Source organism: Roseibium sp. RKSG952, from assembly GCF_009711355.1.
Genome location: NZ_SMMF01000959.1, coordinates 111,689 through 136,053, shown reverse-complemented (window position 1 = coordinate 136,053; position 24,365 = coordinate 111,689). Strand labels below are relative to the sequence as shown.

24 protein-coding genes are annotated in these 24,365 nt (G+C 56.6%); 13 read left to right on the top strand and 11 right to left on the bottom strand.

Translation table 11 applies throughout. From position 1 onward, the window contains the following. The 6 genes from E1297_RS40680 to E1297_RS40655 all read right to left on the bottom strand — a co-directional run bounded on the left by E1297_RS40680 (window position 1) and on the right by E1297_RS40655 (window position 6,996). Window positions 1–768 carry an SDR family NAD(P)-dependent oxidoreductase gene (locus E1297_RS40680; protein ID WP_155148454.1) on the bottom strand — a complete coding sequence of 256 codons (768 nt, stop codon included), beginning with the start codon at window positions 766–768 and terminating at the stop codon, window positions 1–3. Then, window positions 768–2,477 carry an IlvD/Edd family dehydratase gene (locus tag E1297_RS40675; protein ID WP_155148452.1) on the bottom strand — a complete coding sequence of 570 codons (1,710 nt, stop codon included), beginning with the start codon at window positions 2,475–2,477 and terminating at the stop codon, window positions 768–770. Before E1297_RS40675 ends, E1297_RS40680 begins: the two co-directional genes overlap by 1 nt. Before the next feature lie 24 nt (window positions 2,478–2,501). Next, a complete protein-coding gene (locus E1297_RS40670; RefSeq protein WP_155148450.1) occupies window positions 2,502–3,842 on the bottom strand; it encodes an alpha-glucosidase/alpha-galactosidase in 1,341 nt (446 codons plus the stop codon). Window positions 3,843–3,864: 22 nt separating this feature from the next. Further along, the gene (locus E1297_RS40665) at window positions 3,865–4,713 is read right to left on the bottom strand and encodes a carbohydrate ABC transporter permease (protein ID WP_155148447.1); all 849 of its coding nucleotides are present in this window, start codon (window positions 4,711–4,713) and stop codon (window positions 3,865–3,867) included. A 1-nt stretch (window position 4,714) separates the two neighbouring features. Next, window positions 4,715–5,641, bottom strand: coding sequence for a carbohydrate ABC transporter permease (locus E1297_RS40660; protein WP_155148445.1), 927 nt, complete (start codon window positions 5,639–5,641; stop codon window positions 4,715–4,717). Window positions 5,642–5,736: 95 nt separating this feature from the next. Then, on the bottom strand, window positions 5,737–6,996 hold the full coding sequence (locus E1297_RS40655; protein WP_155148443.1) for an ABC transporter substrate-binding protein: 1,260 nt from the start codon (window positions 6,994–6,996) through the stop codon (window positions 5,737–5,739). 144 nt (window positions 6,997–7,140) lie between these two features. On the opposite strand from E1297_RS40655, the gene E1297_RS51455 reads away from it, so the two are divergent. Together E1297_RS51455 and E1297_RS40645 are read left to right on the top strand one after the other, a co-directional pair. Continuing rightward, window positions 7,141–7,935 carry an IclR family transcriptional regulator gene (locus tag E1297_RS51455; protein ID WP_209016297.1) on the top strand — a complete coding sequence of 265 codons (795 nt, stop codon included), beginning with the start codon at window positions 7,141–7,143 and terminating at the stop codon, window positions 7,933–7,935. Next, window positions 7,932–8,990 (top strand): ABC transporter ATP-binding protein, encoded by a 1,059-nt coding sequence (locus tag E1297_RS40645; RefSeq protein ID WP_155148441.1) that lies wholly within the window; start codon window positions 7,932–7,934, stop codon window positions 8,988–8,990. The genes E1297_RS51455 and E1297_RS40645 overlap by 4 nt, the downstream gene beginning before the upstream one ends. Before the next feature lie 52 nt (window positions 8,991–9,042). Here the strand turns inward: E1297_RS40645 and E1297_RS40640 are convergent, their stop codons facing one another. After that, the gene (locus E1297_RS40640; protein ID WP_244328068.1) at window positions 9,043–9,681 is read right to left on the bottom strand and encodes a GNAT family N-acetyltransferase; all 639 of its coding nucleotides are present in this window, start codon (window positions 9,679–9,681) and stop codon (window positions 9,043–9,045) included. A 35-nt stretch (window positions 9,682–9,716) separates the two neighbouring features. On the opposite strand from E1297_RS40640, the gene E1297_RS40635 reads away from it, so the two are divergent. Genes E1297_RS40635 through E1297_RS40620 form a run of 4 tightly spaced genes read left to right on the top strand, consistent with a single transcriptional unit; the run spans window position 9,717 to window position 13,869 of the window. Then, window positions 9,717–10,676: a dihydrodipicolinate synthase family protein gene (locus tag E1297_RS40635; protein ID WP_155148439.1), complete on the top strand. Its 960-nt coding sequence runs from the start codon at window positions 9,717–9,719 to the stop codon at window positions 10,674–10,676. Beyond that, window positions 10,667–11,599, top strand: a complete 933-nt coding sequence (locus E1297_RS40630; protein WP_155148437.1) for a proline racemase family protein — start codon at window positions 10,667–10,669, stop codon at window positions 11,597–11,599. The genes E1297_RS40635 and E1297_RS40630 overlap by 10 nt, the downstream gene beginning before the upstream one ends. Further along, window positions 11,596–12,837, top strand: a complete 1,242-nt coding sequence (locus tag E1297_RS40625) for an NAD(P)/FAD-dependent oxidoreductase (RefSeq protein WP_368669830.1) — start codon at window positions 11,596–11,598, stop codon at window positions 12,835–12,837. The genes E1297_RS40630 and E1297_RS40625 overlap by 4 nt, the downstream gene beginning before the upstream one ends. Before the next feature lie 9 nt (window positions 12,838–12,846). Continuing rightward, window positions 12,847–13,869, top strand: a complete 1,023-nt coding sequence (locus E1297_RS40620) for a proline racemase family protein (RefSeq protein ID WP_155148435.1) — start codon at window positions 12,847–12,849, stop codon at window positions 13,867–13,869. Between the two features lie 94 nt (window positions 13,870–13,963). On the opposite strand, the gene E1297_RS40615 is transcribed toward E1297_RS40620, so the two are convergent. Beyond that, window positions 13,964–14,980, bottom strand: coding sequence for an Ldh family oxidoreductase (locus E1297_RS40615; protein ID WP_155148433.1), 1,017 nt, complete (start codon window positions 14,978–14,980; stop codon window positions 13,964–13,966). 136 nt (window positions 14,981–15,116) lie between these two features. Between E1297_RS40615 and E1297_RS40610 the strand changes: the two genes are divergently transcribed. After that, window positions 15,117–15,806 (top strand): GntR family transcriptional regulator, encoded by a 690-nt coding sequence (locus E1297_RS40610; RefSeq protein ID WP_155148431.1) that lies wholly within the window; start codon window positions 15,117–15,119, stop codon window positions 15,804–15,806. An 11-nt stretch (window positions 15,807–15,817) separates the two neighbouring features. Here the strand turns inward: E1297_RS40610 and E1297_RS50570 are convergent, their stop codons facing one another. Beyond that, window positions 15,818–16,762: a cytochrome c family protein gene (locus E1297_RS50570; protein ID WP_155148429.1), complete on the bottom strand. Its 945-nt coding sequence runs from the start codon at window positions 16,760–16,762 to the stop codon at window positions 15,818–15,820. 97 nt (window positions 16,763–16,859) lie between these two features. Between E1297_RS50570 and E1297_RS40600 the strand changes: the two genes are divergently transcribed. From E1297_RS40600 to E1297_RS40590, 3 genes are read left to right on the top strand one after another with little or no spacing between them, the layout of a single operon-like run. Then, complete coding sequence (locus E1297_RS40600; RefSeq protein ID WP_209016296.1) at window positions 16,860–17,384, top strand: RNA polymerase sigma factor; 525 nt, start codon at window positions 16,860–16,862, stop codon at window positions 17,382–17,384. Next, on the top strand, window positions 17,381–18,127 hold the full coding sequence (locus E1297_RS40595; protein ID WP_155148425.1) for a hypothetical protein: 747 nt from the start codon (window positions 17,381–17,383) through the stop codon (window positions 18,125–18,127). Before E1297_RS40600 ends, E1297_RS40595 begins: the two co-directional genes overlap by 4 nt. Window positions 18,128–18,185: 58 nt before the next feature. Beyond that, window positions 18,186–19,265, top strand: a complete 1,080-nt coding sequence (locus E1297_RS40590) for a helix-turn-helix domain-containing protein (protein WP_196223529.1) — start codon at window positions 18,186–18,188, stop codon at window positions 19,263–19,265. Here the strand turns inward: E1297_RS40590 and E1297_RS40585 are convergent. Beyond that, complete coding sequence (locus tag E1297_RS40585; RefSeq protein WP_155148423.1) at window positions 19,238–20,128, bottom strand: LysR family transcriptional regulator; 891 nt, start codon at window positions 20,126–20,128, stop codon at window positions 19,238–19,240. The two genes, E1297_RS40590 and E1297_RS40585, sit on opposite strands and share 28 nt — an antisense overlap. A 108-nt stretch (window positions 20,129–20,236) precedes the next feature. Between E1297_RS40585 and E1297_RS40580 the strand changes: the two genes are divergently transcribed. Together E1297_RS40580 and E1297_RS40575 are read left to right on the top strand one after the other, a co-directional pair. After that, complete coding sequence (locus tag E1297_RS40580) at window positions 20,237–21,238, top strand: sterol desaturase family protein (protein WP_155148421.1); 1,002 nt, start codon at window positions 20,237–20,239, stop codon at window positions 21,236–21,238. Between the two features lie 69 nt (window positions 21,239–21,307). Next, entirely contained in the window at window positions 21,308–22,132 is an 825-nt protein-coding gene (locus E1297_RS40575; protein ID WP_155148418.1) for a 3-methyl-2-oxobutanoate hydroxymethyltransferase, read from the top strand. 18 nt (window positions 22,133–22,150) lie between these two features. On the opposite strand, the gene E1297_RS40570 is transcribed toward E1297_RS40575, so the two are convergent. Continuing rightward, the gene (locus tag E1297_RS40570; RefSeq protein ID WP_155148416.1) at window positions 22,151–23,455 is read right to left on the bottom strand and encodes a UDP-glucose/GDP-mannose dehydrogenase family protein; all 1,305 of its coding nucleotides are present in this window, start codon (window positions 23,453–23,455) and stop codon (window positions 22,151–22,153) included. 488 nt (window positions 23,456–23,943) lie between these two features. On the opposite strand from E1297_RS40570, the gene E1297_RS40565 reads away from it, so the two are divergent. Beyond that, window positions 23,944–24,333 carry a hypothetical protein gene (locus E1297_RS40565; RefSeq protein WP_155148414.1) on the top strand — a complete coding sequence of 130 codons (390 nt, stop codon included), beginning with the start codon at window positions 23,944–23,946 and terminating at the stop codon, window positions 24,331–24,333. The last annotated feature ends 32 nt before the right edge of the window (window positions 24,334–24,365 follow it).

The window sequence follows — 24,365 nt, the reverse complement described above, 5'->3', positions numbered from 1 at the left end:
CTACCCCGTTGTCACTACGCCGCCATCGACCACCATGCACTGACCGGTCATCGCGCGGCTGGCGTCTGAGGCCAGAAACAACGTCGGTGCAATCATGTCCTCGGGTGTCAGATGTTCTTTCAGGCATTGGCGTTCCATATGAGCTGCCAGATCTTCGGGTGTGGCCCACATGTCCAGTTGTTTCTGTGTCAGCACCCAGCCGGGCGCCAACGCGTTGATGCGGATTTTCTGCGGCCCCAGTTCGCGGGCCAAAGACCGTGTCATTCCGGTAATCCCGGCATTTGAGGTGGTGTAGATCGGATAGCCGGAATTACCCATCATGTAGCTGATCGAACTGAAGTTGATGATCGACCCGCCGGTATCCTGCATTTGCCGCGCGGCCTCCTGACAGGCAAAGTAGTAGGCTTTCAGATTCACCTCGATCATCCAGTCCCAGAACTCTGTCGTGGTCTCGGACAACCCGTGGCGTTTGTCATTGGCGGCGTTGTTGACCAATACTTTGATCGGCCCAAAGGTTTCGGCGGCCTTGACCATCGTTGCATGCAGCAGTTCGGTATCGGTGATGTCACCTTGCAGGAATAAGGGCTCGCGCCCGTGTTTGTCGCGCATTTCTTCAACAAAGCCGGTGGCATCAGAGCGGCCGATAAAGGCGACATTGGCGCCCTGTGCCAAAAAGCCGTCGGTCAATGAGGCACCTACCCCGGACCCGCCCCCGGTGATGAAGACAGATGCGCCCTTGAGGTCGTGGAATGTGGCTGGTTGATCCATCAGTGGCTCTCTCTGGTCACGAGGCGGGTGTCTTTGCCGACAAGGAAATCAAGGTCCGCGCCCTGATCAGCCTGCAGGACATGATCGATGTAAAGCTTGGCGTAACCGCGTGTGTAATGCGGTGCGTCCGGTTCCCATGCAGCGCGGCGAGCGGTCAGCTCCGCCTCATCGACCAGCAACTCAAGCTCGCCCTTACTGGCCGAAACACGGATGCGGTCGCCGGTTTTTACCAGTGCAAGTGGGCCACCTGCCTGCGCCTCGGGGCTGACATGCAGGATGACAGTACCGAACGCGGTGCCCGACATGCGCGCATCCGAGATACGGATCATGTCGCGTACACCTTCTTTCACCAGTTTGGCCGGGATCGGCATATTGCCCACTTCGGGCATGCCCGGATAACCCTTGGGACCGCAGCCTTTGAGTACCAGAATGGTTTCTGGCGTGACCGGTAGGTCGTCGCGGTCGATATTGGCCTTCAGGTCTTCGATGTTTTCAAAGACATAGGCCTCGGCCTCGGTTTCCAACAACTCATCCGTTGCCGCAGAAGGTTTCACGATCGCGCCGTTGGGGGCGAGGTTTCCGCGCAGTACGCGCAGCCCAGCGGCGGGTTTCACCGGTTCATTGAAACTGTGGATCACGTCGCTGTTGAAACACTCTGCGCCTTCGTAATGGGCCGAGATATCCTTGTTCAGAACAGTTCTTGCCGGGCGCAGGAAGGATTTGAGCTCGTTCAGCACCACGGGCATACCGCCCGCATAGCAGAAATCCTCCATCAGATATTTGCCCGAGGGCATGCAATTGACGAGCAGTGGGATGTCCGATCCGATTTCAAAGTCTTTGAGTGTCAGATCAACTCCCACCCGACCCGCCAGAGCCAGCAAGTGAACCACCGCGTTGGTCGAGCCGCCAACAGCGGCATTGGCCAAAATGGCGTTTTCAAACGCTTCCTTGGTCAGAATGTCCGAAGGTTTCAGGTCCTCATCCACCATCTCGACAATCCGTTTGCCGGTCAGATGCGCCAGCGCCATGCGGCGAGCATCAACAGCAGGAAGTGCGGCGTTGGTGGGCAGGCTCATGCCCATCGCTTCGACCAGCGACGCCATAGTCGACGCCGTACCCATGGTCATGCAGACCCCGGCGCTGCGGGACATGCCGGATTCTGCGTTCATAAAGTCCTGAAGGGTCATCTCTCCGGCGCGCACAGCCTCAGAGAACTTCCAGACATCGGTGCCAGAGCCAATGTCCTGACCGCGATACTTGCCGTTCAGCATCGGGCCAGAACTGACCACGATCGAAGGCAGATCGACCGAGGCCGCGCCCATCAACTGTCCCGGTGTGGTCTTGTCGCAGCCGCCAAGCAGTACAACGCCGTCAATACCATAGGCGCGGATCGATTCCTCGACATCCATTGCCAACAGGTTGCGGAACAGCATGGCAGTCGGTTTCATCTGGGTCTCACCCAGCGACATCACCGGAAATTCGACGGGGAAACCACCCGCTTCCCAAACGCCGCGCTTGACGCCTTCGGCCAGATCGCGCAGACCCGAGTTGCAGGGGGTCAATTCCGACCATGTGTTGCAGATGCCAATGATCGGCCGGCCATCAAAGGCGTGATCCGGAAAACCCTGATTTTTCATCCACGACCTGTGAATGAAACCATCCTTATCCAGCTTGCCGTACCAATGTTGCGAGCGGCGTTTTTTTGTCATTGTTTTCAGCCTTCTAAATTGGGGTCAGGCAGCCTTGGCGGGTTTGCACCAATCCGGCAGCCAATCGGCATGTGCCACTAGTAGATCATTTACCAGACTGCGTATCTGCCGCAGATCCAATTCAGCCGCAGTGTGGGGGTCCATCATGGCGGCGTGATAAATGTGTTCCGGGTTCTGCTCAACCAGTGCACGCACAGTCAATTCCTGCACGTTTATCTGCGTGCGCATCAGGGCAATCAATTGCGGGGGTATGTCTGTCACGACGGAAGGCTGAACACCGTTGGAATCCAAAAGGCACGGCGTTTCGACAGCAGCCCCCAGCGGCAATTGTGGAATCTGACCGGTATTGGGCAGATTGCCGTATGCCACATAGGGCGTATCAGTCGTGATTGCATTCATCAGGTCGGCGGCAAATTCGTGGCTGCGGACAACCTCGATATCTCGTCCGTCGGTCAGGGTTTTGGCCTGTTCCTTCCAGCCGGCGACCTGTTCCTCGCATCGTGTTGGATATTCGTCGAGAGGGATGCTGAATTGATCGATCAGGTCCTGCCGTCCTTCTTTGATGAACCACGGCACGTATTCCGCCAGATGTTCAGAGCTTTCCGTACAGAAATACCCCAGATGGTCCATCACTTCATAGCGTACCTTGTTGGGGCAACGTGGCATCAACAGAGGTGGTTTTGGAATGCGCCCACCGGCATATCCATGACGCAACGAAGGGTAGAGATCACGACCGTCATGGTCCAGTCGCAGGAAAAAGGCGACGTGATTGACGCCGGCGACTTTATACCGGATTTCATCCTTGGGCAGGTCCAGATCATGGGCCAGTTCTTCGACCGTGTTTTGCACCGAATGGCAAAGACCCACGTGTTTCAGTGCAGGGAAACGTTCGGCAAGCGCCCAGGTGTTGATTGCCATTGGGTTGACGTATTGCAACAGCGTCGCGTTCGGGCAGAGCTGCATCATGTCCTGCGCCACATCCCACAGAACCGGAACGGTGCGCAGCCCGCGCATGATGCCTCCGATACCCAGTGTATCGGCGATCGTCTGGCGCAGGCCATACTGTTTGGGAATCTCGAAATCGGTCACCGTGCAGGGTTTGTAGCCACCGATCTGAAAAGCAGTGATGACGAAATCGGCCCCGTCCAGCGCGGCCCGGCGGTCGGTATGAGTTGATACGGTCGCACCTGTTCCCACCGAGCGGATCATGGCATTTGCCACGGCCTCACTTTCAGCCAGCCGAACAGGATCGATATCCATGAGTGCGAAATGGCTGTCCGCCAATGCTGGGGTCAGCAGCGCGTCGCCCACGATATTCTGCATGAAGATCGTGGAGCCCGCCCCGATAAAGGTGATCTTGGTCATTTTTCAAATCTTTGGTTTGACGTCATTTTACAGCTCCGAGCGTCAGGCCCGCGATGAAGTGTTTCTGCATGAGGAAGAACATGGCCACCGGCGGCAGCGCCGCGACGATGGAGCCGGCACTCATTAACTGATATGCCGCTCTGAACTGAGCGTTGAAACTGGTGATACCTGCCGTAACAGGCTGACTTTCGGCGCCTTGCGTCAGCACCACCGCCCAGAAGTAATCGTTCCAGATGAAAGTAAAGATCAGTACGCTGAGCGCCGCAATTGCTGGCTTCATCAGTGGCAAAACCACGTACCAGAAGATGCGCCATTCGCTGATACCTTCAACGCGTGCGGCCTCGATCAGCTCAAAGGGCAGAGCACGGATGAAATTGCGCATGAAGAGCGTGCAGAATCCGGTCTGGAACGCGATGTGGAACAGCACAAGCCCGGTTTTGGTATTGTAGAGGCCCAGCTGCAGGGTCAGGTCGCGAACGGGCACCATCAGGATCTGGAAGGGAACAAAGTTACCCGCGACGAACATGAAGAAAATCCAGAGGTTCGATTTGAACTTGTAAATCCCCAGCGCAAAGCCGGTCATGCAGCTAAGCGCAACAGCGCCGATCACCGTTGGAATGGTGATCAGGAATGAGTTCAGCAGGTAACGCGGCATGTCTGAATTGAAGAAGACCTGCCCATAGTTGAATGCCCCCTCAAAGCTAGATGGCATGCCCCAGTAGTTGGCGTTGGTAAAGTCAGCCTCGGGCTTGACCGAAAACAGGGCAACCGCCAGCAGCGGCCCCAGCCACAGCAGCAATGCCAATGGCAGCATGGCCTGATAGGTGATTTGCGCTGCGCGAGGTTGTTTTTCGATAGGTTTGGGAAACATCTCAGTGCCCCTTCTCTTCGCGGTACATCGACCAGAGGAAATAGGCGATGAAGCACAGCATGATCAGGAACAGGATCACCGCGATGGCGGCGCCATATCCCATGCGGAAACCGTATTCAGACAGCGCGACCTCGAACATGTAATAGGCCAGCACACGCGACGATCCGAACGGCCCGCCCTGGGTCATGATCGAGATCAGGTCAAAGGATCGTAATGCGCCGATGATGGTGACGACAAACGCGATGAAGGTCGCGGGGCGCAGTTGCGGCAGGATGATGTGCCACAGCATCCGAAAACCTTTGGCGCCGTCCAGACGTCCGGCCTCGATCTGTTCGGGGTCTACTGCATTCAGGCCGGTGAGATACAGGATCATGCAATAGGCCGTTTGCGGCCAGAGGCCCGCGAAAATGATGCCATAAGTGACATAGCGCTCATCGCCCAGAACATTCAGCGGGCCCATGCCAAACAGGCTGAGGAATTCGTTCAGCAGGCCAAAGGTCGGGTCGTAGAACCATGTGAAGACCAGACCGACGACAACCTGTGAAATCACGAAGGGAAAGAAGAAGAGCGATTTATAGAGGCGGATGCCCCATACGGTCTGGTTCAGGAACAATGCTATAAACAATCCCGCCGGGATCGCCAGCAGATAAAGGATCAGCCAGATCAGGTTGTTCTTGAGCGATATAAAAAAGGCGTCGCGGTCGACCCATTCCCAATAAAGGTCTTCATAGTTGCGAAAGCCTACGTATTCGGCAGCCCCAAGTCCGTCCCACTCGTAAAGAGACAGATTGAAAGACTGGAACACCGGGATGATCACGTAGACCATGAAGAACAACATGCCCGGAGCCAGAAACAGCCACGGCGCTATGCGCTGTTGGTTTCTGTGGAACCAGCTTTCCTGTTCTGGTGCATCAACGGCAATGGTCATGGAGCATCTCGGGTTTGGTGGGTGTGAAGGCGGGCTGTCGCCCGCCCTGCAATTGGCGATGACACAGGCCGGGCCTTAGCCCGGCCTAAGCCTGATCAGTTGTCGTAAATGCGCTGACGTGCGCGTTCCAGCTTGGCCAGAATCTTGTCTGCGTTGTCAGGCTTAACCATGAATTCCTGGAAACCTTCCATCGAGACTTTTGCCATCTCGGCAGGCGCATCGCGGTCCCAGAACTGGGCAACACCGCCGGGGCTGTTGGCCGAAAGCATTTCAAAGCCCTGATTCAGGAACTTGTCGTTATCGACCGAAGACTTTGCGTTGACAGGCAGTTGGCCCAGGTTCGCGCCGTTGTTGATTTCGGTCTGCTCGTCCGCGGACACGACAAAGCGCAGGAACTCACGAGCTGCTTCTTTGTTCGATGCGTTGGCCGGAATGTGGAACGTATCGGTTGGCGCATCTTCTGCCAGTTCGACATCAGGGTTGATCGCAACGAACTGGTAGAAGTCCAGTTGATCGTCGGTCAGACCCGCATCGCGCAGCGGTGCCACCGCGAAGTTGCCCATCAGATAAGCCGCGGCATCACCCTTGACCATGAAGGGCAGGGCTTCCTGCCAGCTATAGGTCTGATGGTTGTCGATGAACGCGCCCATGTCGATCAGCTGTTTCCAGTTCGCGAAGGTCTGTTTGACGCGGTCATCTTCCCAGCTGACTTCGCCGTTGGCGAGTTGCTGATGGAAGTCGAACCCGTTGGTGCGCATGTTCAGATAGTCAAACCAGCCGCCAGCAGTCCAAAGAAACTTGGTGCCGATGGTATAGCAGGCGCGACCGGAATCGACGATCTTCTGACAGTTGGCCAACTCTTCTTCCCATGTGGTCGGCTCGGACAAGCCCAGCTCGTCAAAGATGTCTTTACGATAGTAGACACCCCACTGGTAATAGGTATAGGGCACGCCCCATTGCTTGCCGTCGATGGTCATCGCACCTTTGGTCGAGGCCAGGTTCTCGGCAATTTCAGGCTCGGCCCAAAGGTCCGATACATCCTCGAACAGGCCCGCCTCGACATAAGGCTTCATCCGGTTCGCGGCGTACCATGTGGCAACGTCTGGCGTATCCGCAGTCAGGAAGTTGCGGATCTGAGTTTTATACGCCTCACGGTCGATCACCGTTGTTTCAATCTCCAGCCCCGGATGCTCTGCCGCAAACCGGTCGATCATCGCCTCCATCGTCGCACGTGGCGCCGGGTTTGACGTGTCGAGAAAGATTCGCAGCTCACCGGTGAGTTCGGCTGATGCCGGAGCAGCAATTGCCACACTGGCAGCCAACGCCGCCGCCGTGCGCTTGAACATGGAATGCATGGTTTCCTCCCTTAGCTTCCATTTAGAGGTTCCAAATAGTGAAACCAAGTTTTATATATTGAAAACTACACATCGAATCGGTTAGCGTTGTCAATACTCTCGTGAGGAGGATGCGAGGGTATAAGTGGAGGAGATCGGGCACCCGTGGCTGGTGACGGAACAATAGGTAAGGCATGTGACGTGCTTGAACAGGTAGCCGCGTTTCAGCGGCCCGTCCGGTTTGGAGAGCTGTTGGACAGCAGCGATTTCCCAAAGGCGTCCCTGTACAGATTTCTGCAATCCCTGACCAATCAGGGCATGCTTTCATATGATCCTGACCGGCAAACCTATTCGCCGGGATTGCGACTTGTCCGATTGGCGCATTCGGCCTGGACCCAAAGCTCGCTGGCGCCGATCGCACGGCCCATATTGGATATGCTCAGCGTTGAAACAGGCGAAACCGTGCATTTGGCGCAGCTTGATGCAAGCCAGGTTCTGTATGTGGACAAGCGCAACGCCAAGAACCCGGTTGAGATGTATTCCGAAGCTGGCAAAGTCGGTCCGGCCTATTGCACAGGCGTAGGTAAGGCCATGCTGGCCTATCTGGATGAAGGCAGGCTGCAAAAGGCAATTTCATTGCAGAGCTTTCACCGCTTCACAGATCACACGCTTACGTCTGCGGACGTTTTGCGGGCTGATTTGGAGCTGATCCGCAACCGCGGCTATGCGGTTGATGATGAAGAGCATGAGCCCGGTATCATCTGCATCGCCTGTCCGATCCTGACCTCTGGTGGACGGATGCTGGGGGCGATTTCCGTGACCGGTTCGACCGAGCGGATGGGCTTTGAGCAATTGGAAAAATGGGTTCCGCGCGTTCGGCAGGCCGCCGAACGGATTGGGGCCGAAGCACAAGCATGGCGGTTTCCTGAAAGCCGCGAGAACAGGATGCAAGCATCATGACGGGCGTTACTCTGAATGGCGCAATCAAGCGCTATGGCCAGACACAGGTTATTCACGGCGTGGACCTGCAGGTCGAAGATGGCGAATTCTGCGTGTTCGTCGGACCTTCGGGATGTGGCAAGTCAACATTGCTGCGAATGATCGCGGGGTTGGAAGAAACCACCGAGGGCGAAATTCACATCGGTCAACGCCAGGTCACGCATGTCGATCCCGCCAAGCGCGGCGTTGCGATGGTGTTCCAGACCTACGCGCTCTATCCGCACATGAGTGTGGCCGAGAATATGGGTTTTGGCCTGCGCATGAATGGTGTGCCCAAGGCAGAGATCGACTCAAAGGTTCAGGAAGCGTCCGAAATTCTGAAACTGGGCCCGTACCTCAAACGCAAACCCAAAGCCCTATCAGGTGGTCAGCGCCAGCGCGTTGCCATCGGCCGCGCGATCGTTCGCGGGCCGGAAGTTTTCCTGTTTGACGAACCCCTATCGAACCTCGATGCGGAACTGCGGGTCGAAATGAGGGTTGAAATTGCGCGTCTGCATCAGGAAATCGGTGCGACCATGATCTATGTGACCCACGATCAGGTCGAGGCGATGACCATGGCCGATAAGATCGTTGTGCTGCGTGATGGGCGGATCGAGCAAGTCGGTGCGCCGATGGATCTGTATCGCGATCCGGATAACCAATTTGTGGCGGGTTTCATCGGGTCTCCTTCGATGAACTTTCTTGATTGTGACATCGTCGACGGGATGGTGCGGCATCCGGCGCTGACGGATGCGATCCCCGTAACCTCGTCTGTGCCAGCAGGTGCAACGAAGGTAACGCTGGGCATTCGCCCTGAACACATTCAGGTGGATCGCGCAGGCGAGACCTGCACTGTTGATCTGACCGAGGCGCTTGGCGGGGTGTCCTACACCTATCTGATCGCTTCGAACGGCGACAAGATGATCGTGGAAGAGCGGGATGATCAGCGCAGTGCGCAAGGTGAACGGATCGGTATTTCAGTGCGTCCTGAACGGGCAATGCTGTTTGATCCGGAAAGCGGACAACGACTGCGGTGATAGTGACCTGAAGACCTGTAGTTTCACCGCCGGTTGAAACGCCTACACGGGTTCACGGCAGGCGATAAAGATACACGTTGTTCAGATATCCCTGATCCTCGATACGGAAATGGGTTTCACCGATCTGTTCGAAACCTCGCGCGAGATAAAAGTCGATGGCTGGGTCATTCTCAGCATTTGTTGTTAGCCAGACTGACTCGGCTGATTGTTCCTTGCAGTATCGCAGGGCTGCGTCCAACAGACGGCCGCCGATGCCTTTGCCATGGTGGCGAGGCTGAACGTAGAAAGTCGCGATTTCCATCTCAGAGCAACCTGCCACAGGCGCTTTGCTTTCTGAGGAAACACGAATGAAGCCATCGATGCCGTCTTTGTTCTCGGAAACCAGAATGAACTCATCCGGGTTTGAAATGAGCGCTTCGGTTTTTGCAGTTGTGAATTCGTTCAGCGCATAGTCGGCAATAAATCCGCTGACGCCATGTTTCAGGTAGGTTCCAAGCCACACTTCAATTGAAATGGCGGCGATGCTGGACGCGTCTGACTTATGGGCTTTTCTCAAAGACATGACGCCATAGGTGCCAGAAAGCCTGCGGGGTTCAATGTCTAAATTCGTGTGGTTGAGGGTGGCGGCATAAATGATGTGGATTTTGTATCCAATATCCGCTATGCCCTTGTGCAATGAACCTCGGATCAAGCCTGGCCCCGGCCATTCTTTGAAGGATAAGCCCAATGCAATCAGATGTTTTTACCGGCACGATGCCTGCCCTCATGACCCCCTGCACAGCGAATCGCGAGCCGGACTTCGATGCGCTTGTCCGTAAGGGCCTGGAAATGATCGATGCCGGAATGTCGGCAGTGGTCTATTGCGGCTCGATGGGTGACTGGCCCTTGCTGACGGATGCCCAGCGGATGGAAGGTGTCGAGCGCTTGATAGGTGCAGGTCTTCCCGTGGTTGTCGGAACCGGGGCGATCAATACAAAGTCAGCCGTGGCGCACGCGGCCCACGCGCAGAAGATGGGTGCAGCTGGTTTGATGGTCATCCCGCGGGTGCTGTCGCGCGGCAGTTCACCCACGGCACAAAAGAACCATTTCAAGGCCATCCTGACGGCCGCTCCGGATGTACCTGCGATTATCTACAACAGCCCTTACTATGGCTTTGCAACGCGGGCTGATTTGTTTTTTGCTCTGCGTGCAGAACACTCCAATCTTGTTGGTTTCAAGGAGTTTGGGGGGAAGAATGATTTGCGCTATGCTGCCGAAAATATCACCAGCCAGGATGATCAGGTCACGCTGATGGTTGGGGTGGACACAGAGGTTTATCATGGGTTTGTCAATTGCGGTGCGACCGGCTCGATCACCGGGATCGGAACGGCACTGCCGCGTGAGGCCCTGTTGCTTGCGGCGTTGTCGCAAAAGGCAGCATCGGGTCATGCCGAGGCACGCCTGCGTGCACAAGAGCTGACCGAAGCTATTCACGTGCTGTCCAGCTTTGACGAAGGTCCGGATCTGGTGCTGTATTACAAGCATCTTCTGGTGCTGAATGGTGAGCAGGAATACCGTCTGCACTTTAACGAAACCGACGAGCTGACCGATGCGCAGCGCAACTATTGCGAACAGCAATACACCTTGTTCCGCAACTGGTTTGCCGATTGGTCCAAGCAGGGCGGAGTAATCGCTGAATGCATGTGATCGACAGCCATACCGGTGGTGAGCCAACCCGGGTGATCCTGGACGGAGCCCCTGATCTGGGCGCAGGCCCTTTAACTGAGCGCGCGCACCGGTTGGCGACTGAGCATGAAAGCTTCTATCGTTCAGTGATGTTGGAGCCGCGCGGCCAGCCTGCCATGGTGGCTGCATTGCTCGTTAAGCCGGTTGATCCGACCTGTGTGACCGGCGTGATCTACTTTGACGTCGATGCGGTTCTGGGCATGTGTGGTCATGGGACGATTGGGCTGGCCGTGACGTTGGCGCATTTGGGCCGGATCGGCGTTGGGACGCACCGGATTGAAACCCCCGCAGGGGTGGTGACGATTGAATTGCACGATCCCAACACCGTGACCGTGACCAATATCGAAAGCCGCCGTGTCCATCAGTCCGTGACCATTGACGTTCCCGAATACGGCGAAGTGACAGGCGATGTGGCCTATGGTGGCAACTGGTTCTTTATTGTTGATCCAAGCCCCATCCCGGTAGATGCCAACAACATCCGCGCCTTGACAGACATGACCGTCGCAATCCGCGAGGCTTCGATCGCACAGGGCGTGGGTGGTGAACAGGGTGAACCCATTGATCACGTGATCTTTCAGGGCATTTCACCAAATGCAGACGTGCATAGCCGCAACTTTGTTTTGTGTCCGGATGACAATTACGACCGCTCCCCCTGCGGCACCGGCAGCTCAGCGCGACTGGCTTGTCTGGCAGCGGATGGACGCCTGGCGGCGGGGGAGGAAATTGTACAGGAAAGCGTTATTGGAAGTTCCTATCGCCTGTCCTATCAGTCGGGTCCGAACGGAGGGGTGATCCCCTCGATTACCGGGCAGGCCTATGTCATGGCCGAGGCCAAGCTGATCTTTGATGGGCAGGATCCGTTCCGGGATGGGATCGAGACGTGACGCAAGAGCCGGTCATTGTCATTGGCGCCGGTGTCATCGGCATCAGCATCGCGCTGGAATTGCAACGCAAAGGCAATTCGGTCCGGGTATTGGACCGCAAAGGGGTGGCCGAAGAAGCATCGGCAGGAAATGCCGGTGCCTTCGCCTTTGCCGAAATCGAACCATTGGCAAAGCCGGGCATCATGCGCAAGGCGCCGAAATGGTTGCTAGACCCGTTTGGGCCACTTTCGATACCACCCGCATATGCGTTGAAGATCGCGCCATGGATGCTGCGCTTCTGGCAAGCCAGCAGTCAGGATCGCTATGAGCAATCGGTTGGCAATCAGGCAGCGTTGATGGAGCATTCTCGCGCTGCGTTGGATCGGCAAATTGCGTATGCCGATGGCGAGGCGATGATGCAGCGCGATGGGCAAATGCAGCTATATGAATCCGATGCCGAGTTTCGCGACAGCCTGCCCGGTTGGGAGTTGCGCCGCAGAAATGGCGTCGCGTTTGATCTGCTGGAAAGCCCTGAGGCCATTGCCGAGATACAACCGGGTCTAAGCCCGCAGTTCACCCACGCCGGGTATACGCCGGGCTGGATGAACACGACTGACCCTAAACGCTGGGTTCAGCATCTGGCGCAAGTGTTCGAGGGGCTTGGCGGGACAATTGAACGACAAGACGTTTGCGCGCTGGAAGTCACAGGTGACCGGCTACGGGTTGTATCACGAGATGGATCAACCGAATGCTCTCAGGTGATTGTCGCGGCGGGTGCATGGTCACATCATCTCGCCACAACAGTTGGGGACAACATACCGCTGGAAACCGAGCGTGGTTACAATACGACCCTGCCTGAAGGGGCATTTGACCTGCGGACCCATCTGACCTTCCCGGCTCATGGATTTGTTGCCAGCCGTATCAACGGCGGGGTGCGGATAGGCGGTGCAGTTGAATTGGGCGGCCTCAAACTGCAGCCAAATTACAAGCGCGCGGATGTCCTTTTGCAGAAGGCCAGTCAGTTTCTGCCCGGTCTCAATACCGATGGCGGAACGCAATGGATGGGTTTCCGGCCATCCCTGCCTGATAGCCTGCCCGTTATCGGCCGCTCCTCCAAGTCAGCCGGACTGGTCTATGCATTCGGGCATGGCCATCTGGGGCTGACCCAATCGGCGGGCACAGCCGAACTGATTTCGGCAATTGTTGAAGGCCAGACGCCAGCCATCACTCTCGATCCGTTTTCGGCCAACAGATTTTAAGGAAAGCTCATGCGCAGCAGCAAAACCATTCATGTGATTTCAGCCCATGCAGAGGGTGAAGTTGGCGATGTGATTGTGGGCGGTGTGAACCCACCGCCGGGTGAGACGGTCTGGGATCAGCGGTCCTTTATCGAAAGCGATCAGGTTTTGCGAAATTTCGTTCTGAACGAGCCGCGCGGTGGTGTGTTTCGCCATGTTAACCTGTTGGTTCCACCCAAGAACCCCGAAGCAGACGCCGCATTCATCATCATGGAGCCGGAAGATACACCCCCCATGTCCGGTTCGAACTCGATATGTGTTTCAACGGTTCTGCTGGATGGTGGGATCTTGCCGATGAATGAACCTGAAACCCACCTGATGCTCGAGGCTCCGGGCGGGTTGGTTCGGGTGCGGGCCGAGTGCCGAAACGGAAAGGCCGAGCGCATCTTTGTGCACAATGTCCCAAGCTTTGCTGACAAGCTGGATGCAATTATCGAAGTTGAAGGGATCGGCACTTTGCGCGTCGACACGAGCTTTGGCGGAGACAGCTTCGTTATTGTCGATGCCGAAGATCTGGGTTTTGCACTGACCCCGGACGAAGGTGGCGATCTGGCGCGTCACGGAGCACGCATCACGGATGCCGCCAATGAGCAACTGGGGTTCAGCCACCCAACCGAGGACTGGAACCACATATCCTTTTGCCAGATAGCTGGTCCGCTTAGTCGGCAGGACGATATCCTTACGGGTCGAAACACCGTTGCGATCAAACCTGGCAAGCTTGACCGATCCCCTTGCGGAACCGGTGCCTCGGCCCGGATGGCGGTCTTGCTGGCTAAAGGCCAGATGAGTGCAGAGGATCAGTATCATGCACGTTCGATCATCGACAGCGAGTTTCGGTGCCGTATCGTGGCCCAGCATGACCTGAACGGGCGCACCGCCATTACGCCCGAGATATCAGGGCGCGCCTGGATTACAGGAATACATCAACACATGCTGGATCCGGATGATCCCTGGCCCGGCGGATATCGCCTCAGCGATACCTGGGGGGCTTAGTTTTTGGGGAAACCTTGAACCGCCAATACCCTGCCGCGCTTCGCACTCTTGGGACATTGGCGGTACAGAAAGTACTGTGTATTCCCCAAAAGCTTTAGACCAACAACGCCAGCAAATCGGTGTGTAGCTGTTCTGGAATTTCCGCATAGCCGCGCTGATGGTTTTGGGCGCGGGCTGCAAAACGCCGTTGCGAGGGCAGGCGAGCGCCCTGATCCAGAATGTCAGCAAACAGGCGTTCGGCACGGGCATCATTGGCCTCGGCTTTCCCGCCGCTGAACTGGTTAGGGTCAAAGGCGATGATAATTTCGCCGTGATACGGCGCACCGCCCGTTCCCTCGGCAAATTCCATACTTTCAAGGCTGGTCAGATCATCAATCAGCGGACCGGCCAGAAGCTCGATCATGATCGATAGGGCAGAGCCCTTATAGCTGCCGAATGTCAGCATTGCGCCATCCATCGCCGCCTGCGGATCGGTTGTCGGGTTGCCATCCTTGTCGATTGCAACACCCTCGGGCAGAGGTTTGCCCGCCCGTTTGTAAAGCTCGATCTCGCCACGGGCAAAGGCGCTGGTGGCGAAGTCGAAGGTAAACGGGTCTTTGCCCATGCGTGGCCAGCTGAACGCCAGCGGATTGGTGCCCAGACTGCCCCGCGTACCACCCGCTGGCGCGACCCACGAGTGACTTGGCACCATGGCCATTGCCGCCAGTCCGGCAGAGGACAGGCTTTCAACCTCGGGCCAGAGCGCCGAGAAGTGAAAGCATCGATTGATTGCCATGGCGGCTATACCATGCGTGCGGGTTTTATCGATCAGAACGGGCAGCGCTTTCTGAAATGCAAGCAGCGACATGCCGCCCTGTGCATCCACCCGAACAATCGCATTGTCGGAAGGTTCCAGAACCGGTTCTGCATGGCCGTCGATCTTGCCTGCCTGCTTGGTCTGAGCACACATGAAGAGGCGGAACAGACCATGGGACTGACAATCATCCAACTGACAGGTGGTCAGCATTTCCGCAATTGCGGCTGCATGGTCAGGGCCATAGCCCGAATGCGACAGAACCTTCAGGGACAGGTCCCGGATTTCTTCGGGTGTCAGTTTTACTGTTGTGCTCATGTCCCATCCCCTGTGCTGATAAGGGATGGATAGCGGGGAAAAGGGCCGGGTTTCAACTGCCTTGGCGGGTGTTTCAGGTTGGAATGACACGAAAAGCCGGATATTTGTATCCAAAATTCAAACGACGGATATCCACTTGCCAGCAAAGCGCGCAATAGCCCGGCAGAGCCTTCCTGACGTCATCGCAAATGACTTGCGAGAACGTATTCTGAGCGGCGAACTGGCCGAAGGTGAGATTATCCGGCAGGAAGCACTGGCCGAAGAATATGACGTTTCGCGCATGCCGGTTCGCGAGGCGCTAAAACAGCTGGACGCCGAGGGGCTGGTGTTGCTGACCAACAATCGCGGGGCCAGTGTCACCAAGCACTCGCTGACCGAAATTGGTGAGATTTTTGATCTCCGCGTTTTGCTGGAGGTCGATTTGTTCCGTCGCGCCATTCCGTCGATGACGTCGACAGATTTTGCCCGTTGCGAACAGATTCTCAAGCAGATGGAGGCATCATATGATGCCAATGATGTGGGCCGCTGGGGCGCACTTAACTATGAGTATCATTCGGCGCTTTACGCACCCGCAGGACGCAGCCTGACCAATGAGCTGCTGCAGCGGGTCAGTTTGCAATCAGACCGCTACATTCGCATGCACCTGAGTGTAATGAAACAACGCGAACCAGCGCGGAAAGAGCACCGTGAACTTTTGCGATTGGCGAAAGTAGGGCAGGTGGACGAAGCCTGTGTTTTGCTGACCCTTCATATTGATCGTACCAAGGACCAGCTTGTAAAACTGGTGGCCGACAAGAGGGCATCCGAGGCTTCGCCAACAGAGTAACTTGATCAGGCTCAGCCCTGTGTTTCTGCCTGAATATACGCGATCACATCGGCAATATCGGTATCCTTCTTCAAACCCGGAAAGGCCATCCGGTTTCCCGGGATGCTTTTGCGAGGATTGGCCAGAAACTCGGTCAGTGCAGCTTCGGTCCAGACGATTCCTGAATCCTGCAGCGCTCCGGAGTATTTAAATCCTTCGACCTGTCCCGCGCTGGCATTGATCACGCCATGCAGCGTCGGGCCTACCGTGTTTCGACCCGGTTTCAGTTCATGGCAGGCCTTGCACTTGCGAAAGACCTTTTTGCCCGCCTTTGGGTCTCCGGCAAGACTTGCGGTCTCTACGACTGCGGCAGCGGTCGGGGCGGCCTCAGCTTTCTTGTCATCCAGTGTAAACATAAGGCGGGCTGTCACCGGAACGGTGCGTGTAATGCCGGGTAGTTCCGCCAGTTCCATCAGCTTGTCGACACCCGCGTTGACGCCCGCATCCTCGGTGCTGATGAAAACCATGTCGTTGGTCGATACCATCACTGTGGTTTCGGACAAACGGGCCACGAACATCTCGGCGTCGAATTCGACCTGGGTTCCGGCCAGCGACAGCACAGCCTCGGCATCCACGATGGCGGTTGCACCGGTCGCTAGGCCAGAAATCTCCTCCATATCGAACTCGGCTGTCAGTGTGGCAGAACCGGCTTTGCGAAATACGTATTCGATCATCCGTTCATTGCGGATGTCGATATTGGTCTCGACCGAAGACAGGTCGATTTCGATCTCGGCCTTGCCATCAGCGCTGACCCGTCCACTGAGGTTGGTAAAGCTGTTGACCTCACCCACGGTGTCTTTCTTGATCGAGCCATAGGCCAGATGAGAACCCTCAGGGGTCAGCGTCCAGGTCTCTGCAGACGTCTGGGTTGCAACAATTGCCGACACAATTGTGACTGCCTTCAACAGAAGTTTCATTTCTTTCCTCCTAGATTTGTGCCAGTCCTGACCGCGCGGGTCCGGCCCGTGCAAAGACAAACACACGCAGGTCGCGATTTATTCGATGGTTGGCGAAATGAATTCCGAACAGGCCGTGCGCGGCGCGATCCAGACGCATTCGAAACGCGTCTGGCGGTTTGGACTTGCCTTGTCGGGCGCATCCGATGTTGCGGATGATTTGCTGCAGTCGACCTGCCTGCGGGCGTTGGAACGGCATCATCAGGTTACATCGTATGAACGGCTGGATTCCTGGTTGATGACGATCTGCCGATCGATCTGGCTGAACGAAGTGCGTGCAAGGTCTGTTCGACGCGCGCAGGCGTTGTCGGTTACGCCCGAGGCAGAGCTGGTTGCAACCGGTCCGGATTCGGAAACGAATATTTTCGCCGCTGAAGTGTTTACACAAGTGATGCAGCTGCCAGAGGCGCAGCGGGAAACGGTTATGCTTGTGTTCGTCGAGGGCTACAGCTACCGCGAAGCTGCTGCGTTGCTGGACGTTCCCATCGGTACGATCATGAGCCGGTTATCGAATGCCCGGCAGAAACTGAAAACCGTGATGCAGCATGATTTGGCTGACACCGCGCGACGGAGTGGCAAATGAAGTTTTCCGACGAGACGCTGTTGGCGTATCTGGAAGGCAGTCTTGACGAGGATCAGTGCCGCGCCATTGAGGCTGCGGTCGAGGAAGACGTCACACTGGAACAGCGTCTGATGTCGCTTGATCCTTTTGCGCCGGTTGTTCAGCAGGTCTTTGAGGGTTTGCCAGCCAATACGCCGCAAGTGGACTTGCCGGAAATGGTTGCTGCGTCGCCTGTGCGTTCATCCGGCGGGTATCTGCGTCTGATGAGTGTTGCGGCGGCGACCGCAATTGCTGCGGTGGCTTTGACCTTTTGGGCCACGCGGCCGGTTGAGCCGGGTTGGGCAGAACAGGCTGCGATTTATCAGTCGCTTTATGTTCCCGAAACGATTGCATCCCTGGACAGTTCTCCGCAGTCGCTTGATGCGCAGTTTGAAATGGCCGAGGAAAAACTGGGCCGTTCACTGAACCGCGATGCATTGGAAGCATTGCCGGGGCTGGAGCTGAAACGCGCACAGATCCTGTCTTTCAAAGGCAAACCTCTGGTGCAGATCGTGTTTGCGGACGCGCAGGGTGAACCATTTGCGTTCTGTGTCATCCGGCAGGGGCCAGCAGCGCCGAACAAGGATGTTAAACAGGCGGTTCTGAGCGGTCTGGCAACTGCAACTTGGGCGCAGGATGGCTATGGCTACATGTTGCTGGGCAGCAATCCGCAGACCAATTTGGATGGTGAATTGGGTGTTCTGAGAAAAACCTTCTCGGGCTAACCTCACCCAAGCAGAAAACCTCTTGTGAACCGGCGGAAATGCCCAAAGAATGGCGGGCATGAAGTCGAAACGTGTCATGCCTGATCCGGATGACGAGGCCGCGGATGTCGGGCCTCAGAGCATCTATGACACTGACGAGCGGGATGAAGAGGATCTGTGGTTTCTTCCACCCGAAGATGATGAAGTCAGGGATGACTTTCTTCCGCCTGGCCCACGGGCAGACCGGCGACTTCTTTTTGATCCGCGCGACTGGCGGACGGCGCAGGATGAGCTGTCATCTGAACTGGCTGATCTGGCCGTCACATTCGGTGCATTGGACGAACGTTTGCGCGCCGGACCGGATGGCTGGACGCACCGTCTGGCTTTGATGGATGTATCCGATCTGGGCTGGTGGACCGGTGACCGGATCAGCGTTGACCGGTTGGCCTTGTGGACGGGGCTTCGGATCGGTGCGACCAGTGATGATGTGCAGGCCCTGTTTCGCGCGGGTTGGGCCGTGCGCCGCCTGACTTCGGGTGCACCACCTGCTGCAGGTGGGTGGGAAGACGGGCTGACGGCATTTCTCGATCGGCTGGCGCAGGGGATCGAAGATGTTCCCGAAACTGTGGGCGATCTTGCCGAAGTGATGCGTAACGCCGAAGGCTTGCACCCCGTCACACAGGCCGCGATCGCCTTTCATGCGTGGCGTGCCTTGTCGCAAGGAATAGGCCACGATACCGAGGCGGCGATCATTGCAGCCCGCCATGCGGCGTCCATTGGACGCGGTGGAGCGATGTTCATGCCTCTGGCCTTGTCGGGGCCCGGCGCACTGCGCGGTGTGGGTGAACCGGCCGAGAAACTGTCCGCCTGGATACGCGGTGCAGGACAGGCCGCGCTGGCCGCTTTGCTGCATCTGGATCGGGTAAGCGCCTGGGAAAAACGCGCCAGAGAGGCAACCGGGGATCTCAGCGGGCGGACACCACCGATATTGATTGACGTGCTGACGGCATGGCCGATGGTTTCCGTCCCGCTGGCCGAAGAACTGACCGAAGCCTCACGGGCGGCAGCACAGCGGAACATCGACATATTCACCCAGCGTGGTCTGATCCGCGAGGTAACGGGGCAGGGCCGTTACCGCGTCTGGACGGCGGCACTGTAATTCAGCAGCCAATCCCGAAAGGCACGCGCGGGCGGCCGCAGCGCTGCGCGATCCGGATAGATCAGGTGATATGCTTCCTGACCCTCTACTTCGATATCCGACAGACAAGGCACGAGGCCGGACAGTTCCATAATGCGATCCGATGCGGGCGCGCGCGCCAACGCGACGCCACCGCCCTTGGCAGCAAGCTCAGCCGCCATCAACGAATTGTCAGCAAAGAAGTAGCGCGCTTGTCCTGCAGGCAGGCGCAGGCTTTCGAACAGATGGGGCCAGCTGGCGCGATGCGTTGAAACCTCGATCAGGTTGAACTGGAACAGATCCTGCGGATGCTGAATCTGTGCAGCGATGCCAGGCGGAGCCACCGGATAAAGGCGTTCGCGCAACAACTCGTCGCCATCGGTGCCAAAAAGTGCGGGATTGCCGAAGACAATTTGCAGATCGGTAAATCGGTTTGTGAAATCAGCGACCATGTTCCCTGTCGACAGCGACAGATTGATCTGCGGGTGATTGGTCTGAAATTCTGGTAGGCCACCCGCAAGAATGCCGTGTGCAAACAGCAGAACGGATTGCACGTAGAGCCTCTGTTCCCGCGTTTCGCCGAACAGCCCCGTGGTCGCTGTTTCCAGCATCAGCAAGGATTGCTGCACGGATGGTAGATAGGCACGGCCAGCTTCGGTCAGTGTCACGGCATGGGCGTGGCGATGGAATAGGGGAGTTCCCAACCGGGTTTCCAGTGCCTTGACCTGTTGACTGACGGCGGCGGCGGACATGTTCAGCTGCACGGCCGCGCGGGCAAAGCTTTCGGTTCGCGCTGCTGCCTCGAACACGCGCAGCCAGTTGAGGGATGGGATACGAGTTGCCATGCACACAGGCTAAGCAAAACTTAGGCTGACCGGCAAGACATAACGTTCTGAGGATTACGAGACGGGTCGTACAGTGCGTGGCAGCGAACAGAAAGAATGAGCTAAGTCATGTCAGATCCCGCCACCCAACCGCGCCCCAAGCGCAAGATCTGGAACTATACCCCACAACTGCCGATCCAAACCTCGCCCTATTGGGACTGGCCGATGAAGCCGCTGGCTACATTGCGATACCTGTTGCAGAGCTGGAATCCGCTGGCTTTGCGGGCGTTTCTGCTGGTCTTTGCGATCATCACCTGGAACTACCTGACACCTTCGCTGGCCCGGATCGAGACATTGAGCTGGGACTGGGTCGCTGAGATATGGTTCCGAAATTTCTGTATTCTAATGGTGGTTGCAGGCGGTTTGCATCTGGCCTTGTGGAAGTTCCGAACGCAGGCTGACGAATACCGCTATGACATGCGCCCGATGATGAAGGGTGCAAAGGTCTTTACCTTCAAAAACCAGGTTTGGGACAACATGTTCTGGACGCTTGGCCCGGCACTGACATTCTGGACTTTTTGGGAGTGTTTCATCCTCTACTCCTATGCCAATGGCTGGGTGACGATGATCACCTTCGACAGCAATCCAGTCTGGTTTATCGCGATGGTAGTGTTCATCCCGATTTGGGCTGGTTTCCACTTTTACTGGCTGCACCGGCTGCTGCATGTCGGTCCGCTATACACCAAGGTTCACGCGTGGCATCACCGCAATATCAATACAGGTCCATGGTCAGGTCTGGCGATGCATCCCGTCGAAAGTTTCTTTCTGATGTTCGATACGATGATCTTCTTCCTGCTGCCGTCGCACCCGGTCCACGCCATTTTCCTGCTGTTCCATCACGGGATTGGTGCTCCGACCTCTCATGCCGGGTTCGAGCATGTGAAACTCGGCAACAAGGCCAGGTTCCAGGTTGGCGACTTTTTCCACCAGCTGCACCACAAGTTCTTCGATTGCAACTATGGCACGTGGGAGACGCCGTGGGATGAGTGGTTCAACACGTTCCACGATGGCACCGATGAGGGCAACGACATGGTCAAGGAACGCCGTCGAAAAATCTGGGCCGCCGAATAGCTCGACCAGAACAAGACTGTGCCGGGTCCTGATGGGCCCGGCAATTGCTATGAAAGAACAGGGTACATCATGAAAAACATCTACACGTTTGGCCGCCGTCCCGCGCAACGCAACTATACGGTCAAGGACCTGCTGGATCTCAAGAAAACCGGCGAACGGCTGACCATGTGCAACCCGGCGAATGAGGCCGAGATTAAGGCTTGTGTCGATGCCGGAATCGATCTGCTGACACTGTGGGATGTGCATCTGGATATGGCGCGTGAAATTGCGCCAACCCATTTTGCCGGGACCGCCATGAACTGGGGTCAGTTCGCCACAAATGACGAGATCATGCGCCATGCCATCGACTGTATGGAGAAGGGCGCAGACATGTATTTCACCAATCGTTCGTTCGAAGTGGTTGAGATGCTGGCGCGCGAAAGCATACCGGTTCAGGTTCATATGGGGCTGGTGCCATCGCTCAGCCATTGGGCAGGTGGGCTGCGCGCATTTGGCCGGACTGCGGATGAGGCAATGCAGATTTACCGGACGTTCAAACGCTATGAGGATGCGGGTGCGATCGCGTGCGAGATTGAATGCGTGGCCGAAGACACTCTGCGCCTGTTGAATGATCGAACCTCGATCGTCACCATCTCATTGGGATCTGGCAATGCAGGCGATGTGATCTTTCTGTTTATGGCCGATATTTGCGGTGAGGCTGAAAACCCGCCGCGCCATGCCCATGCTTTCCGCGATCTTGGGCGCCTGCACCGGCAAATGTATCAGGAGCGTGTCGAGGCGCTGAAAGAGTTTCAGTCCGAAGTCCGCGCCAAAGCCTTTCCCTATCCGGCTCAGGCCATCTCGATGCGAGATGGCGAGCTGGTCAAACTGGAAGAGGCTTTGGACAAAGTCTGACGTAATGATCGGGCGCGCTCAGCGCCCGACACCAACATAGGATTCAAAGCCGGATTTCAGCGCTTTGCTTTCGGCATAGATATTGCGCAGATCAACCATTCGGGCTGTCTTCATCGCGCCTGCCAGCTCTTCAAGGTTCAAGGCACGGAATTCGTTCCACTCAGTCAGCAGAACCACCGCGTCGGCATCCTTGGCGGCTTCGTAAGGATCTTCTGCCCATTCGACGCCCGGCAACAATGCCTCGCCTTCGGCTTTACCCTGCGGATCAACGACGCGCACTTTTGCGCCTCCGCCAATCAGTGCTGGAACAATAGTCAACGACGGGGCATCGCGCATGTCGTCGGTGTTGGGTTTGAACGTCACCCCAAGGATCGCAACGGTTTTGCCGTTAAAGCTGTCATCGCAAGCATCGCGGATTTTCTCGGTCATCCGTTTCTTGACCTCATCATTCACGCGAATGACGGTCTCGGTGATCTGCATCGGGTGCGCATGTTCCTGTCCGATCCGGGCAAGCGCGGCGGTGTCTTTAGGAAAGCATGAGCCGCCATAGCCGGGACCGGCATGCAGGAATTTGTTGCCGATCCTGCCATCCAGCCCGATACCGCGCGCAACCTCTTTGACGTCGCCGCCTACACGTTCGCACAGGCCCGCGATTTCGTTGATAAAGGTGATCTTGGTCGCCAGAAACGCATTGGCTGCGTATTTGATCATCTCGGCGCTTTCCAGATCGGTGGTCAGGATCGGGAAGTCGCGCAGATAAAGCGGGCGGTAAATCTCGGCCATGACTTCGGCAGCGCGATCGCTTTCGACGCCTACGACCACGCGGTCAGGGCGCATGAAATCGTCGATCGCCGCACCCTCACGCAAAAACTCGGGGTTCGAGGCCACGTCGAATGCCGCCTTTGGGTTCGCCGCGGTGACCACCTCATGCACTTTACGGTTGGTTCCCACCGGAACGGTCGATTTTGTGACGATGACGGTATAGTCGGTGATCGCGTTTGCGATCTCTTCAGCAGCTGCCATCACATAGGTTAGATCGGCATGGCCATCTCCGCGGCGCGTGGGTGTCCCAACGGCAATGAACACCGCATCCGCCCCGGCAACAGCCGCCTTCAGATCGGTGGTGAAACTCAGTCGGCCTGCAGCAACGTTTTTGGCCATAAGGGTATCCAGGCCGGGTTCATAGATGGGCACCTCACCGGCTTGCAGCATGTCGATCTTTTGATCCGCCTTATCAACGCAAACCACGTCGTGACCGAAATCCGAGAAACACACCCCCGACACCAGACCAACATAGCCGGTGCCGATCATCGCAATACGCATACTTAAAAATCCTTCTTACCAATTACGCCGATGGCGCGCATACATTCGAAGAAACTGCTGGCGGATTCAATGCCTGTCAGTGACCTTGGGTTGCATTCAATAGTTTCTCGCCATCATTGAGACAACAGACAGGACCTCGAAATTGCGAGGCGGAACATTGGTCAAGACTGCATTGATAATCGGTATTGCCGGTAGGGACGGGTCAAATCTGGTCTCGACATCGGACAGTATGGATTGGTAGGGGAACGCCTCAGCGTTAAGCCACTCTGTTTTATCTCCGATTTCTCTATGCGGTGGTCAAACTGTATTCCTTTGGGATCACGAAGACCCGCAACGGGGCGGAACCTCTGTGACGCGAAAAATCACGTGAGGTCTGGCAAGCATCTCGCGGGGGCTGAAAGATTGTCCGTTCATGGGCAATCTCAACAGCCAGCGCGATTGGGGTGCTGCTGGAGTTTTCGGGAGAGAGTGTAAATTAGATTGCAAAGGTGATTGCGGTCGAAGGCGATCATGCGCTGGCCTTGAAAGCATGTGATGTGATCATGCGCATCGATTCCCAATATTCCCGCCTGGTCAATGAGACATTCATGCGCAAGACTTACATGGCAGAGCGTCGCGGGATGGTTGGCTGCGCAATTCTGTTTAAGTTACGTGAGCGGCAGAAGGCTCGTGAAATGCTGGACCTTGTTGCCCGCAACCGTAGAGGATTTGATATGACGGACCAGTCAGCGGCGCCGGAGTTCTTTCGGGCACTGCGACTTATTGTTGTGGTCCGGGCTGCGGCCAAGGTTGGTGACATTAGCGCGACCAATGCTGTCCCTAATATTTTAGGTACGAAAACTTGCGATCGAGAACAAGGTGATCCATCAAACCCTTGACGCTGGGGTGCAACGGCTTCTGCACCTTGGCT

Coding starts and splice junctions, on each gene's coding strand:
- E1297_RS40680 (WP_155148454.1), bottom strand. CDS start 768: ATGGATCAACCAGCCACATTCCACGACCTCAAGGGCGCATCTGTCTTC.
- E1297_RS40675 (WP_155148452.1), bottom strand. CDS start 2,477: ATGACAAAAAAACGCCGCTCGCAACATTGGTACGGCAAGCTGGATAAG.
- E1297_RS40670 (WP_155148450.1), bottom strand. CDS start 3,842: ATGACCAAGATCACCTTTATCGGGGCGGGCTCCACGATCTTCATGCAG.
- E1297_RS40665 (WP_155148447.1), bottom strand. CDS start 4,713: ATGTTTCCCAAACCTATCGAAAAACAACCTCGCGCAGCGCAAATCACC.
- E1297_RS40660 (WP_155148445.1), bottom strand. CDS start 5,641: ATGACCATTGCCGTTGATGCACCAGAACAGGAAAGCTGGTTCCACAGA.
- E1297_RS40655 (WP_155148443.1), bottom strand. CDS start 6,996: ATGCATTCCATGTTCAAGCGCACGGCGGCGGCGTTGGCTGCCAGTGTG.
- E1297_RS40645 (WP_155148441.1), top strand. CDS start 7,932: ATGACGGGCGTTACTCTGAATGGCGCAATCAAGCGCTATGGCCAGACA.
- E1297_RS40635 (WP_155148439.1), top strand. CDS start 9,717: ATGCAATCAGATGTTTTTACCGGCACGATGCCTGCCCTCATGACCCCC.
- E1297_RS40630 (WP_155148437.1), top strand. CDS start 10,667: ATGCATGTGATCGACAGCCATACCGGTGGTGAGCCAACCCGGGTGATC.
- E1297_RS40620 (WP_155148435.1), top strand. CDS start 12,847: ATGCGCAGCAGCAAAACCATTCATGTGATTTCAGCCCATGCAGAGGGT.
- E1297_RS40615 (WP_155148433.1), bottom strand. CDS start 14,980: ATGAGCACAACAGTAAAACTGACACCCGAAGAAATCCGGGACCTGTCC.
- E1297_RS50570 (WP_155148429.1), bottom strand. CDS start 16,762: ATGAAACTTCTGTTGAAGGCAGTCACAATTGTGTCGGCAATTGTTGCA.
- E1297_RS40600 (WP_209016296.1), top strand. CDS start 16,860: ATGAATTCCGAACAGGCCGTGCGCGGCGCGATCCAGACGCATTCGAAA.
- E1297_RS40595 (WP_155148425.1), top strand. CDS start 17,381: ATGAAGTTTTCCGACGAGACGCTGTTGGCGTATCTGGAAGGCAGTCTT.
- E1297_RS40590 (WP_196223529.1), top strand. CDS start 18,186: ATGAAGTCGAAACGTGTCATGCCTGATCCGGATGACGAGGCCGCGGAT.
- E1297_RS40585 (WP_155148423.1), bottom strand. CDS start 20,128: ATGGCAACTCGTATCCCATCCCTCAACTGGCTGCGCGTGTTCGAGGCA.
- E1297_RS40580 (WP_155148421.1), top strand. CDS start 20,237: ATGTCAGATCCCGCCACCCAACCGCGCCCCAAGCGCAAGATCTGGAAC.
- E1297_RS40575 (WP_155148418.1), top strand. CDS start 21,308: ATGAAAAACATCTACACGTTTGGCCGCCGTCCCGCGCAACGCAACTAT.
- E1297_RS40570 (WP_155148416.1), bottom strand. CDS start 23,455: ATGCGTATTGCGATGATCGGCACCGGCTATGTTGGTCTGGTGTCGGGG.